Source organism: Ornithinibacillus xuwenensis (assembly GCF_039614845.1).
Taxonomy (GTDB): Bacteria; Bacillota; Bacilli; order Bacillales; family Amphibacillaceae; genus Ornithinibacillus; species Ornithinibacillus xuwenensis.
Genome location: NZ_JBDIML010000004.1, coordinates 228,934 through 242,891, shown reverse-complemented (window position 1 = coordinate 242,891; position 13,958 = coordinate 228,934). Strand labels below are relative to the sequence as shown.

Below are 13,958 nucleotides of genomic sequence, written 5' to 3'. Positions count from 1 at the left end.
ATAAAACAGACTGGATCCATTCAAGATCCAGTCTGTTTTTCTATCTTCTGGTTTCAATTGTAATTCTTCTAATAAATACAAATGAGATAAGAAAGAGTAGTAATCCTAATCCAAGTAGCTGTGCCACGAAGAACATATCAATGTTTTGGAAAAATTCGATGATGAACTCTACTAACGATCCGTTAGCTAATCCAATCAATAAGAGAATCGCTAGTACCCCAGCTACAGCGCCTCCTCCTAATACCCCGTATTTATAAAAGATTAAGCCCATGATAAACATCAGTACGAGGAACAAAAACATAATCGCACTATCTAGAAGAACACGGTTAATCCATGTATCTTCCATAAGCATCGCTGGATGTAAGAACATAAAGGAATCAAAGTTTGTTTTATCAATTATCACTTGAACAAGCTGCTGTAAAGTATTGGCTAACAATGCTTTAGCAACGGCAATAAAAAGGAAAAATATTCCTAAAGATACGTATAAGCTCTTTCTTGTTGCCCCCATTTTAATTGCAAAAGGTATACTTTGCTTTACCGTGATAAACCCCAGAATTAAACAATAAAAATAGATTCCAAAAGGAAATCCAAATGCCATGTAGCTGTCTGTAGACTGGAATAGAAAATAAGCAAACGTTAGTGCTACTACTAGTACAAATAAGAGTATAGACCAGAAAATCGTGATGGAATGGCGAATATCAGTTGCAAAGAAATATAGTAATCCTTTGATTTGGTTTTTCACGCTTATGCCCCCTTCCTTTCAGTTAAATAAATCATTAGCTCCTGTATCGGAACACCCTCAGCCTGTAAGCCTGTTTCGATAGCCGATTCCATATGGCCAAATACGTATGCAGTCATCATTCCGGCAATTTGTTTTTTCATAATTACTTCCTTATCGGAAATGAAGTGCTCCACTTGATCAATTGTTCCAGATACAGCAACAGCATTGCTACGCAATACATCTGCATTCTCCTGTAATGCTAACTTCCCGTCTTGTATGATTAATACTTCTTCAAACATTAAGCTAACCTCATCGATTAAATGCGTGGAGAAGATAATAATTCTTGGCTCTTCTTCGTACTCTCTCAGTAAAATATCATAGAACTTCTTACGAGCCGCAGCATCAAGTCCAATATACGGCTCATCAAAAACCGTTATAGGTGCTTTACTCGCAAGACCTACGATAATGCCTAAGGAAGATTCCATTCCTTTTGAAAGCGACTTAACTTTTGCCTTCAACTCGAGATTGTACTCGTTCACCAATTCTTCTGCTAACGACTTATCCCAATTTGGATAGAAATAGGAGTAAATTTTTAACACGTTTTTAACGGTTAAATCTTGCTTGAAATTAGCTCCTTCCTTAATGAGACAAATCGATTCTGTAAGCTTACGATTATCGAATGGCTTTTCCCCATCAATCAAAATCTCCCCACCTGATGGTAGAATCTGACCAGCTAATATTTCCATAAAGGTTGTCTTGCCTGCCCCATTCCGACCAAGTAGGCCGTATATTTTTGGTTCCTCTAAATTAAACGAAATATTATCAAGTGCATGCTTATTCCCATATTTCTTTGTCAAACCCTTTACTTCTATCTTCATCTTCTCATTCCCCCTTTTCCATCATTTCCATTAGTTCATCTTCTGTAATATGAAGCTTCTTCGCTTCTTCCTTAAGTGGTAAAATATAAGCTTCATAAAATGTCTTTTTCCGTTTCTCTATCAAAATTTCTTTCGCATTTTCGGTTACAAACATTCCAACACCCCTTCGTTTAAACAAAATATTCTCAGCGACTAGTTCATTAATTCCTTTTGCAGCAGTAGCAGGGTTAATCTTATAATAAGCTGCGAATTCATTCGTAGAAGGTACTCGTTCACCAGCCTTAATGGAGTCATTGATGATGGAATCCTCTAGTTGTTCTTTTATTTGAAGGAATATTGGTTTGTTTTCATCCAATGTGTTCTTCATCTTTCGGCTCCTTCGTTATATGGTTAATTACTTATGTAACTAACCATATAACTTTAATTGTTATTTGTCAATATCATTTCTAAAAAAAAATGTAAAAAGGCCTTGCCTATTGTCATTAGGCAAAGCCTTTCAATTATCCAGTACTTTCTAATATACCGTCTAACGGTGATTTCTGTGGGAAAATATAATAATTTTCTCCTTCCGTATGAATCACCAAATCTCCGTATACAGCAGTTGAATATATTTGTGCATGAATATCAAACAACTTCTGAATGACCCGGTTCACCGGATGACCGTAATCATTATATTTGCTATAAGTAATGACTGCTATATTGGGATCAACCTCTTCTAGAAACTTGCTTGAACTACTTGTTTTCGAGCCATGGTGGGCAATCTTAATAATCTCAGCACGAACATCATATTTCTTGGCTATTTTTTTCTCTTGTTCATCTTCAATATCACCTAAAAACAAAAAGTCCACATCATTATAGCTTAGCTTTAAAGCAATGGATGATTGGTTATTGTTTTTGCTCTTTCCATAAGCGTTTAGTATCCGGAAATCTAAGAGGGAATCAATCGTAATATTCTTTCCAGCCTTAGCAATTGTAACTGGAATCTCTTGTTTTCGTATCTGATTCATATAACTAGCGTAGGCTCTTGTCACATGAAGCTTCCCAGAATCTATGATTCGTTCCACATCAAATTCCTTCATAACTGCCGGTAATCCTCCAATATGGTCTCGATCTGGATGGGTAGCAATCATAAGATGTAGCTTTTTGATACCTAAATCCTTTAAATAACGAACCACTTTTTTTCCAGCCTTTGGTGGACCCCCATCAATTAAAATATTTTTATGATTAGGAGTCTGAATAAAGATACTATCCCCCTGGCCAACATTTATAAAATGCACATCCATTTTGGGATGTGGTTGGCTATAGGCAGGTGTTCTGTCTAACGCCGCAAAGACAAGGAATAACATGAGCATCATTGCAATCAATCTTCTGTATTGCAGCATGACGGATACATCCTTTTTTAATGTTTTTCTCTTTTATCTTTTCACGATTTTGCTAAAAATATTTACTGGTTGTCTGTATGTAGAATATTTGTAAAAAGAAAAAAGAACCGTTGAAAATCAACGGTTCATACATTTATTCATGATGCTTTTTTAACAACTATCTCACCATTTTTCACAGCCACATGCACGTTTTCCACGTTTTCTTCCTCTAACAGAAGGTCTGTGAGTGGATCCTCAATTTTGTCTTGTAGGACGCGTCGTAACGGTCTCGCTCCAAATTTCGGATCATATCCAAGCTTCACAAGCTCTTTCTTAGCGTCATTCGTAATGGTGATGGTTATATGATTATCTTTAATTGTTTCCATTAAGTCACCTAACATTAAATCAATAATGCTGATAAGATGTTCTTCTGTAAGCTCACGGAAGTTAATGATGGCATCAAAACGGTTTAAGAATTCAGGCTTAAAGTAAGCACTTAGATTCTCTAATGTAGTAACAGACTCATGTGTCGCTTTGTGAAAGCCGACATTGACTTGCTTGATACCTGAACCAGCATTACTTGTCATAATAATAACTGATTCCTTAAAGCTTACTTTACGACCCTGTGAGTCGGTAAGATGGCCATCCTCCATGATTTGTAGGAACATATTTTGCACATCCGGATGTGCCTTCTCGATTTCATCTAATAAGATGATGGAATATGGCTGACGACGCACTCGCTCGGTTAATTGACCGGCTTCATCATGTCCGATGTATCCTGGAGGTGCTCCAATTATTTTTGACACGGAATGCTTCTCCATATATTCACTCATATCGAGACGAATTAATGAATCGCGTGAGCCGAATAGCTCTTCTGCCAACGCTTTTGTCAATTCGGTTTTCCCTACCCCAGTTGGTCCTACGAATAGGAAGGAACCAATTGGACGATATTTAGATTTTAGTCCAGCTCGACTACGACGAATCGCTTTTGCGACTTTTTCTACTGCCTCATCTTGACCGATAACTTTTTCTCGTAAATTTGTAGCAATGTTTTTCATTTTTTCTTGTTCATCAGCTTGTAGTTTTGTTACCGGTATGCCGGTTTTTTCTTCAACAATTAATTGAATATCAGTAACATCCACATCAATTACTTGTTCTTCGCCCTTTGCTTTTTCTAATTGCTTTTGTAATTGAATTTCTTGGTAGCGAAGGTTGGCAGCTCGTTCATAATCCTCTTTTTCAGCTGCTGCTTCTTTTTCACTTATAATTTCATCAATACGTTGTTGGATGGTATTGGAATCGTTTTGTGAATTGGATAGATTCAAGCGTGACCCAACCTCATCCATCAAGTCAATCGCTTTATCTGGTAGGAAGCGATCTTGTATATAGCGTGCAGACAAATGAACAAATGCACGAATTGCCTCCTCGGAATAGCGCACTTCATGGAATGCCTCATAACGATCCTTAATACCATCTAAAATCTGAATTGCTTCATCAGTAGATGGCTCCTTCACGATGATTGGTTGGAAACGGCGCTCAAGCGCTGCATCCTTCTCAATTTGACGATATTCTTTTAAGGTTGTTGCACCAATAATTTGCAGCTCGCCTCGAGCAAGTGCAGGTTTTAATATATTTCCTGCATCCATTTGTGAGCCTTCAGCAGTTCCAGCTCCTACTAAGAGATGGACCTCATCAATAAAAAGAATCGTATCCTTACGCTCTTGAAGCTCCTTAACCAGCCGCTTCATGCGCTCTTCAAATTGACCACGAACTCCAGTATTTGCAACGAGTGAAGCCACATCTAATAGATAGACTTCTTTATTCATTAGCTTAGCTGGTACAGCACCTTCAGCAATTTTTAATGCAAAGCCTTCTGCGATTGCGGTTTTACCAACACCAGGTTCCCCAATTAGTACTGGGTTGTTTTTGTTTCTACGATTAAGTGTTTCAATTACACGCTTCACTTCTTGATCGCGGCCAATGACCGGGTCAATTTCACCAGCTCGAGCAGCATCCGTAAGGTTTTTGCCTAATTGATCAAGTAATCCATTACTTTTTGTTGATTTTTGCTTTGTTTTTGTTGTTGTATTAGAAGCTCCACTTTGTTGAAAAAGGTTAGATGCTCCTTGATCATCTTCATTATAGAAAGGATTTGAAATGAATCCATTTGCATTCATCATATTTTCTTGGATTTCACGGAAACATGAATTGCAAAGGTGCATTTGCATCTTTTCATGATTCATTTGCATTGCCATATTAATATTCGCTTCATTTACACCACATTGTTGACATTTCATATTCCATTCCTCCTGCTTTTATTTGGTTTAATGCTTGTTTGACTTTGACTATCTTTGACCTTGTGATTTCATTATACTCTGACCTTTTTTGACTTTCAAGTGTTTTGCCTAAATTTTCGGGAATGCTTGTGGGGACTGGTTTACACGGGAAGTTAAGCCTAGATATCCCTGTGGATTCGTCAAACAAATTCATTCATGCTTAATCGAAATAAAAATCCTAGCTTATCAAAAACTAGGATTTTTTTCGTTCTATTTCCAGTGTATATCAATTTTTGCCTCTTTTAACTTATTAGAGATTGCAATACTGTATGGCATGACACTTCCATTTTGCGTAACTTGAATGTGTTTGCCATCCTTGAAGAAAAATTCGTATTGATCGAAGCCTTCACTCCAATCAACATCGTAGTAGTTTATATAGTTAATATCTTCCCAGGTAAAGGTATTAATTTCACCCGTAATTTCTTCCCGATAGGATATCCCTTGATCCGAAATTGCACGAAACGGCTTTGTACCATAATAGAACAATAAGCTACTAATCATCACAAATCCAATACTTATCAAAACAGCGATTTTTCTCACATTAAAGAAGTATATCGTTAATGCCGCTACTACGAGTAGAAAAAAACCTGCTCCATATAGGATATAGCTATTACCGGGCACAACTACAACCCAAGTTCCAGGTTCATGATATAAGCTGTTTACAACAAAAGAGGGCATAATAATTAGTAGAAGAGGTGAGATAAAAAGAATGGCAATCCCAATTGCCATAAAATAGTGTCTTCTTTCATAATTTCGTACCATAGCTATCCTCCCATTTTATGAATACTCTTTATACGGGCAGCTGGAAGATTTTGTTTCATAAACTTGGATACAAAAAGAACAGGCAGCTAAAATGCTGCCTGTTCTACTTTTGCCATTAAATATGATTTTCGATTTCCTTTTTGCGTAATTCCACTCTTCTAATTTTACCAGAGATTGTTTTTGGTAATTCATCCAAAAATTCAATTTCTCTTGGATATTTATAAGGTGCCGCTAGATTTTTCACATGCTCCTGTAGCTCTTTTACAAGCAGCTCTGGACTCTCTTTAACATTTCCTTTTAAAACAATAAAAGCTTTTACAATACTACCTCTTATCTCATCTGGACTTGCTACAACTGCACATTCCTGCACATACGGATGCTTGACAAGAGCATCCTCTACTTCAAATGGTCCTATTGTGTAGCCTGAGCTTATGATAATATCGTCACTACGGCCTTCAAACCAAAAATACCCTTCCTCATCCTTTCTGGCCTGATCCCCTGTGATATAAAAATCTCCTCTTCTTGTGAGGTTCGTACGGTCTGGATCCTTGTAATACTCACGGAATAAAGCTGGACTATTTAATCGCAATGCAATATCTCCAACTTCATTAACTCCTACTGGTTCACCGAATTCATCTACAATCTCAACATCATTACCCGGTGTCGGTTTTCCCATGGATCCTGGCTTTACCTCCATGTCTTTCATCACGCCAAGTAATAGAGTATTTTCTGTTTGACCATAACCATCACGTACCGTCACACGAAAATACTTACGGAAGGTATTAATTACTTCGACATTTAAGGGTTCTCCCGCAGATACTGCGCTGTGCAAATGCTCCAACTGATAGTTGTCCAAGTCATCAACCTTCGCCATTAGACGATACTCTGTTGGTGTACAGCATAGTACATTGATTTCATGCTTATCTAGTAACTGCAAGTATTTATTGGCGTCAAACCTACCATTATAAATAAATCCCGTAGCACCCGTACCTAACACTGATAAAAATGGACTCCAAATCCATTTCTGCCAGCCTGGTCCGGCCGTTGCCCAGACCTTATCTCCTTCCTCTACACATAGCCAATTCTCTGGTGCAGTTTTTAAATGCGCAAATCCCCAGCCATGTGTATGAACGACGCCTTTTGGATTTCCTGTCGTTCCTGAGGTATACGAGATAAATGCCATATCATCTCTCGTTGTATCTGCCATCTCTAAGCTGATTGAGGCATCCTCCATTAACCCATCTAGGAAATACCAGCCTTCCACTGGCTTTCCGACAGCAAATTTATGTAATTGGTTATAGCCTGATAGTTCTTTATATTGTTCAGCAAAGGAATGATAGCTGACGACACCATCTACTCCGCCATGGTTTACCCGATATTCCAGGTCCTTCGTTTTCAGCATTTCGGAGCTAGGGATGATTACAATACCTATTTTCAGTGCAGCTAAATAAACTTCATATGCTTCTATTCTACGAGGAATCATGACAAGTAATTTATTTCCTTTTTTCAAACCACTTTCTAAGAAAACGTTTCCAATTTTATTGACATTCTCCATTAGTTCTCCATATGAAATCTCTCGCTTTGCTCCATCTTCATCTTCCCAAATCAGGGCTTGTCTTTCTTTATACTTAGCATGCTTCTCAACTTCCATTACAATGTTATAGTCCACAGGAGCAATTAGATCTTCTCGGTTCATTTTCGTCCACTCCCCTTCATTCGATTGTTGAACATTATAACAAATATTCGGAAATTTTAAAATGGATATTTAGATGGAAAAACAAAAACGAGACAGATTCTGTCCCTATAGGGCAGTTATCTATCTCGTTCTTTACTTAATAACCGTAAATTGATTCTGGCATTTTGTCCTTAATGACAAAGTCGTCTAAGCTTTTAAAGGTGTAGCCATCTTTCTTTAAATCTTGTATGAGTCGTTCTAATGCTTTGGCATTGTCCTCAGAAACGGCATGCAATAATAGAATAGCCCCTGGGTGGATTTGTTTTGTAATCTGATCATAAGCATATTCCCATCCTTTTTGAGACTTCGTATTCCAATCGATAATCGCAAGTGACCAGAATACATGAATGTACCCTAAATCATTTGCCCATTCAAGGGTTTGCTCATTAAACATCCCTTTTGGTGGACGAACATATTTAATATCCTTTTGATTGGATACATCGGCTACTGCATCCTCCAAGGTTTCCAGCTCACGCTTCATAACTTCTTTCGTAAGAATCGTGAAGTCTGGATGATGATAGGAGTGATTCCCAATAATATGTCCCTCATCTACCATTCGTTTTATTAATTCTGGTTGACTATCAACATAATGCCCCGTAACAAAAAAAGCAGCTGGTACCTTTTCTTTTTTCAGAACATCTAGGATATCACCTGTATAGCCTTGTTCATACCCATTATCGAAGGTTAAGTATAAAGTTTTCTCTCCAGACTCATCCACATAATAAGCACCGTGCTCCTTCAATATGTCCCGATACTTCCCCACATCTGGTATTTCATGGTTCAAATTCTTCTTGTATCCCCATCCATAGCCTCTTGCTTCTACTTCATGTAGTACTACAGAAGAAAAGGCAAGAAAAAATATGAAGGTAGCTGTCCATACAACGTAAAATCTCTGCATAATAACCCACCTATTTTTTTCTTACCTTTTCCTTAATCGGTAAATATTATTCAGCTTATAAGAACAAGGATGCTGCCCATCCAAAAATGAACAATGGAATATTAAAGTGAATAAATGTAGGGACACATGTATCCCATATATGATTGTGCTTTCCATCCGCATTAAGACCTGATGTTGGTCCTAGCGTGCTATCAGATGCTGGTGATCCTGCATCTCCTAATGCTCCAGCTGTACCAATCAAGGCTGCAGTTGCTAATGGAGAAAAACCAGCGGCCATACAAATTGGCACAAATAATGCTGCAATAATTGGAATCGTACCAAAGGATGAACCTATTCCAATGGTAATCACTAAGCCTACTAAAAGTAATACAAGTGAGATAAGTGCCTTATTATCTCCTAAAAAACCAGATGAAACTTCGACTAAAGCATCTACAGCTCCAGTATCTTTTAGAATTGTACCAAACCCAGAGGCAACTAACATAACAAATGCTATGGAGCTCATCATGCTGACACCGTCCGTAACAATTTTATCCCCTTTTGAAAATGGAATAACAAAGAATAGAAACATGAGAGCAAGACCTGTTAAGGCACCAATAATCAAATTATCCGTAAGTATCTGAACAACTAACGCACCAATTATCGCAATAATCGTTAACATGTGCTTTGTACCAAACACGATTCTTTTCGTTTCTTCACTCACCGCACTAGCTACGTCATTTTCCGGTACAATAGCTTTATCCTTACGATACGTAAAGAAAATTGCAATTAATAATCCAACGACAAGACCCAATCCTGGTATAATCATTGACTTAGCAACTTCACCCATCGTGATACTTGCACCATTTTGTACGATTCCATCGTAAATAATCCCGTGGAATATTAGTCCAAATCCTGCTGGAATCATCACATATGGAGCTTTCAATCCAAATGTTAATGCGACCGCAACGCCACGTCGGTCTATTCGCATTGTATCAAACAGCTTTAATAATGGCGGTATAAGTATCGGAATAAACGCGATATGTACTGGTACCACGTTTTGTGATAGGGATGCGACACCAGCAATCACTAATAATAGCATTGTCCTTTTACCTGTTAACACTCGAATCAAATAATTTACTAATATAGAAGTGATGCCCGTATAGCTAATTGCTACTGCAAAAGCCCCGAGTAACACATAGCTTAATGCTGTGTTAGCCTGACCTCCCATACCACTGACTAGCATTTCAATGGATTCCATTATATTTAATCCCGACATAAGTCCAGCAGCAATAGCAGCAATAATGATTGAAATAATAACATTTACACGTAATAAACTAAGAACCGTCATTAATAAGACGGAAACAACGACAACCCATTCCATTTTTTCTTCCCCCTAAATCCTGTCTATATATCTTTAATACTTCATCATGATAAAGTATTAAAGCAATGAAATCAACCCATATTATATAACTTTTTTTAGAATTTATTTGCCAAACAAATAAAAGCTTTGTCACCAGTGGTGTGACAAAGCTTTTCCAATTTTAACCTATTTGATTTCGAACGAAAAAGATACATGGTCTTGGATTGGAATCCATGCCCCTATTCCCTGCTTGGTCACATTTTTAATAACAAGCGATTTCTTCGTACCTTTTAGTTGAATATAGACCTCTCCAAACGTGACTTGACCTTTTTCATTTACTGCTGGTGCAAATGCATGAAGGTAACCATATTTCTGAGCAGGCACACTATAGGAATTTTCTTTTTTTGTGCCATTTCCAATAGTCGTATTATACGATAGCGGTAGTTTTGTTTGTTGTTTTGCTTTCATGATAATCATTTGCTTAACATCCGATGGATTGGCAATTTTATTTGTTAACGCACCTTTTATTTCTTTCTGTTCCTGCTGAATATAATTTAACTTTTGATTGTCTTTTCCACCAAGATTATTTAGCTCATTGACGTTAATCTTTTGGTACTCCCAATTTATATTGGTATCACTGGATTCGTAGTTTAGTGGCCAACGTCCTAAAAAGACCATACCACGATAACCAAATGCAATGGGGGATGGATCTAAGGTAGACTCATTTAACATCTTAATTAAATTTGGATTGGTAATCTTCACGTCCGAACTATCAATAAGTTCTTTTGTCAGCTCACTAGGCTCTATTACTTCTTCATCCTCTGTCGAATTTGGATACGTATTTTCTTTTGCGATATCTAATACGTGACTTGGGACTGTGTAAGGATCCTTCTTCTCTTCTTTTTCTTCTGCAGAAAAAACAAAAGGTGTCAGAGTTGCAAATAGGATTGTAATTAATGCTATGATATATTTGTTGTTCATGTGCCCATTCCTCTCTTTTTGCGCTTAGTTTTTTCAGGCACTGATACTTTTATACATAGAGATACGTTTAATATTCGTGAATACTTCACCTAGGGGGAACAGGAATGATCTTTGACCGTTTTCGTTTTTGGGTTTTAATCTTATTAGTCATGATTTCAGGTTTATCACAAGGGATGCTAATGCCTTTATTAGCAATAATCTTGGAGCATGGTGGCGTGTCCTCCTCACTTAATGGACTACATGCAACCGGCTTGTATATAGGCGTTCTGATTGCATCTCCATTTATGGAAAAACCAATGCAAAAGTATGGGTTTAAACCGATTATTTTAGTCGGCGGCTTACTTGTCATCCTATCCTTAGCATTATTTCCGCTTTGGGAGGCGCTGTGGTTTTGGTTTATTCTCCGGGTTGCCATCGGTATTGGAGATAATATGCTTCACTTCGGGACACAGACTTGGATTACAACCACTGCAGATAAAGATACTCGTGGAAGAAGTATATCCTTATATGGTATGTCGTTTGGTTTAGGATTTGCTATTGGACCGCTTCTAACCCGTTTACTAGAAATTCATGAATCATTACCTTTTATTGCTTCTGCAATCTTAAGTACAATAGTTTGGTCACTCATGCTATTTGTTCGAAATAAATGGCCAAAAGCTGATAGCAGTATTTCTACTACAAAAGGAAGCTCTATCAAGCGATTCATCAAAACGACTAAAATTGCATGGATCGCTTTGTTACCACCATTTGCTTATGGTTTCCTTGAGGCAACCTTACATGCAACCTTTCCAGTTTATGGACTGAGAATTGGACATGAGGTGGGGATGCTATCCTTGATTATTCCTTGTTTTGCAGCTGGAAGCTTGCTATCACAGCTACCACTCGGCATATTAAGTGACAAAATGGGAAGAAGAAAAATATTGTTATATATTATGATAGCAGGTCTATTCTGTTTTATAGCAGCAGCAATGCTAGAGACATCAGTCATTGCGTTATTTATTTTATTTACATTAGCAGGAATATTCGTTGGATCACTTTATTCGCTTGGAATATCCTATATGACCGATTTATTACCACAATCACTATTACCAGCAGGAAACTTACTTTGCAGTATAGCTTTTAGTATCGGAAGTTTAGGTGGGCCTTATTTCGGTGGACTATTTATACAGTTCCTTCCGGGGGTTTCATTCTTCTATATAATTGCATTTATTCTTGCTATCATTATCGGCGCAATGATTCTAAAAAAAGAAACAAGATTACAAGCTACCGCATAAAAAAACCGGAGATCAATGTTATCTGATCTCCGGTTTAATAAATTTACTATATCTAGCTTCTAGGCGTTCCTGTAAAAAGTTAATGGCAATACCAATTGGCCAATAAATCAGCATAATCGTGATATACATCGTCATCGCATCAAAAGTACGGCCTGCGACAATCTGTGCCTTTTGAAATAGCTCCGGTACGGTAATAATAGCAGCTAAGGATGTACCCAGCATGACACTGAGAAAGACATTTGCTAATGGTGGAATTGCAATTCGAATTGCTTGTGGCAATATTATTTTACGCATCGTTTTCCAATAGCCAATATTCAGTGCCTTCGCCGCTTCCCATTGTCCTTTATCAACACTCAATAATGCCGCGCGATAAATTTCTGCTATATAGCCAGCACTATTGAGCCCAAATGCAATGGATGCTGCAACAAATGCTGTCAGTTTAATACCGATTATCGGTAATCCAAAATAAATTAAAAACAAAAATGCAATGATTGGTGTACTTCGCATAAACGAAATATAGAGTCGAGACGGCCACCGTAATAAAATAGTATTCGATCCTCTTGCTAACGCAATAAAGAACCCTAGAATTAATCCAATCACCATTCCAATAATAGCAAGAGAAATCGTCATGGGGACACCTTCAAGTAAAAACGGTAAGCTCTCCCAAGCTAATTCTGCATCAAATAAATTTTCTAACTGGACATTATCGATTTCAAACATCGTATCACCTAATTATTCAATGCCTTCGATTTCAATTACTTCCTCTTCTGTTTCCTTAGAAACATCAAGCCCACCGAAGAATTCCTTTGAAATTTCGGTTAATGTTCCATCCTCTTTCATATCTGCGATAATTTCATTAATTTTTTCCAATAGAACAGTGGCTTCCTTTTGCATCACAACATTATTCGTTGTTGGATGGAACCGTAAATCGGGATGAAGCGTAATGTTGAACTCTGGAAATGCTTGGATAGCAAGACTTTGTAGATAATAGTCATTGATGACAACATCTGTCTGTCCATTATGAACATCACGTAAATAAGCATCATTTGTCACATTACCATACGTAACAACTTCAGCACCATACTTTCTTGCAATATCACTATATACAGTGGTTGCAGCTCCACCTGCTTTTTTACCTTTAAGATCCTCCAGTGTATGTATACCAGATAGATCATCAGCACGTACAATCATTGTAGAAAAAGAATATTTAACTGGCTCAGAAAACGCAAACTTTTCGCGACTTGCTTCTCTTGGTCCAGCTTGAATAATATCGACACGTCCACTTTGAAGAGCAGAAAGCATAGAATCATAAGCCATTGTTTCGAATTTTATATCTACTCCTAAGCGTTCGGCAATTTCACGAAACACCTCTACATTATAGCCTGTTAGTTCATCTGAACCTTCTGGATAATAAGAAGCTGGATAAAGCGTACCTGCCGTACCTACCACAATTTCACCAGATTCCTGGATGGATTCCCAAATTTCATCTTCAACTTTCTCTTCACTTTCTTCTTTATCTCCACCACAAGCAGAAAGAAAGAATAAAGCGCTTAAAAAGATGGATAACACAACTAATTTCTTCATAGCAAATCCCCCTTAATGAACTGTTATATATTTTTGAATCTTTTTGATTGTAACAGTATAGTCTAATAAATTCAATAAAAAATGACTTT

General features: G+C 37.4%; 13 protein-coding genes. 1 reads left to right on the top strand and 12 read right to left on the bottom strand.

Going from position 1 to position 13,958, the window contains the following annotated elements; genetic code table 11:
• Positions 1-40 precede the first annotated feature (40 nt).
• The 10 genes from ABC228_RS13915 to ABC228_RS13870 all read right to left on the bottom strand — a co-directional run bounded on the left by ABC228_RS13915 (position 41) and on the right by ABC228_RS13870 (position 11,011).
• Positions 41-742 (bottom strand): hypothetical protein, encoded by a 702-nt coding sequence (locus ABC228_RS13915; protein WP_345825750.1) that lies wholly within the window; start codon positions 740-742, stop codon positions 41-43.
• Between the two features lie 2 nt (positions 743-744).
• Positions 745-1,599, bottom strand: coding sequence for an ABC transporter ATP-binding protein (locus tag ABC228_RS13910; RefSeq protein ID WP_345825749.1), 855 nt, complete (start codon positions 1,597-1,599; stop codon positions 745-747).
• 4 nt (positions 1,600-1,603) lie between these two features.
• Complete coding sequence (locus ABC228_RS13905) at positions 1,604-1,966, bottom strand: GntR family transcriptional regulator (RefSeq protein ID WP_345825748.1); 363 nt, start codon at positions 1,964-1,966, stop codon at positions 1,604-1,606.
• 133 nt (positions 1,967-2,099) lie between these two features.
• On the bottom strand, positions 2,100-2,981 hold the full coding sequence (locus ABC228_RS13900) for a ComEC/Rec2 family competence protein (protein WP_345825747.1): 882 nt from the start codon (positions 2,979-2,981) through the stop codon (positions 2,100-2,102).
• Positions 2,982-3,118: 137 nt separating this feature from the next.
• Positions 3,119-5,257, bottom strand: coding sequence for an ATP-dependent Clp protease ATP-binding subunit (locus tag ABC228_RS13895; RefSeq protein ID WP_345825746.1), 2,139 nt, complete (start codon positions 5,255-5,257; stop codon positions 3,119-3,121).
• Positions 5,258-5,506: 249 nt separating this feature from the next.
• The gene (locus ABC228_RS13890; protein WP_345825745.1) at positions 5,507-6,058 is read right to left on the bottom strand and encodes a hypothetical protein; all 552 of its coding nucleotides are present in this window, start codon (positions 6,056-6,058) and stop codon (positions 5,507-5,509) included.
• Positions 6,059-6,173: 115 nt separating this feature from the next.
• Positions 6,174-7,754: an acyl-CoA synthetase MbcS gene (gene mbcS / locus ABC228_RS13885; RefSeq protein ID WP_345825744.1), complete on the bottom strand. Its 1,581-nt coding sequence runs from the start codon at positions 7,752-7,754 to the stop codon at positions 6,174-6,176.
• Positions 7,755-7,890: 136 nt separating this feature from the next.
• Positions 7,891-8,691 carry a delta-lactam-biosynthetic de-N-acetylase gene (gene pdaA, locus ABC228_RS13880; protein WP_345825743.1) on the bottom strand — a complete coding sequence of 267 codons (801 nt, stop codon included), beginning with the start codon at positions 8,689-8,691 and terminating at the stop codon, positions 7,891-7,893.
• A gap of 55 nt (positions 8,692-8,746) precedes the next feature.
• Positions 8,747-10,051: a Na+/H+ antiporter family protein gene (locus tag ABC228_RS13875; RefSeq protein ID WP_345825742.1), complete on the bottom strand. Its 1,305-nt coding sequence runs from the start codon at positions 10,049-10,051 to the stop codon at positions 8,747-8,749.
• A 165-nt stretch (positions 10,052-10,216) separates the two neighbouring features.
• A complete protein-coding gene (locus ABC228_RS13870; protein ID WP_345825741.1) occupies positions 10,217-11,011 on the bottom strand; it encodes a YfkD famly protein in 795 nt (264 codons plus the stop codon).
• Between the two features lie 104 nt (positions 11,012-11,115).
• Between ABC228_RS13870 and ABC228_RS13865 the strand changes: the two genes are divergently transcribed.
• Positions 11,116-12,285, top strand: a complete 1,170-nt coding sequence (locus ABC228_RS13865) for an MFS transporter (protein WP_345825740.1) — start codon at positions 11,116-11,118, stop codon at positions 12,283-12,285.
• An 18-nt stretch (positions 12,286-12,303) separates the two neighbouring features.
• Here ABC228_RS13865 and ABC228_RS13860 read toward each other — a convergent pair whose 3' ends face one another.
• Together ABC228_RS13860 and ABC228_RS13855 are read right to left on the bottom strand one after the other, a co-directional pair.
• A complete protein-coding gene (locus ABC228_RS13860; RefSeq protein ID WP_345825739.1) occupies positions 12,304-13,005 on the bottom strand; it encodes an amino acid ABC transporter permease in 702 nt (233 codons plus the stop codon).
• A gap of 12 nt (positions 13,006-13,017) precedes the next feature.
• A complete protein-coding gene (locus tag ABC228_RS13855) occupies positions 13,018-13,869 on the bottom strand; it encodes a transporter substrate-binding domain-containing protein (RefSeq protein WP_345825738.1) in 852 nt (283 codons plus the stop codon).
• Positions 13,870-13,958 lie beyond the last annotated feature (89 nt).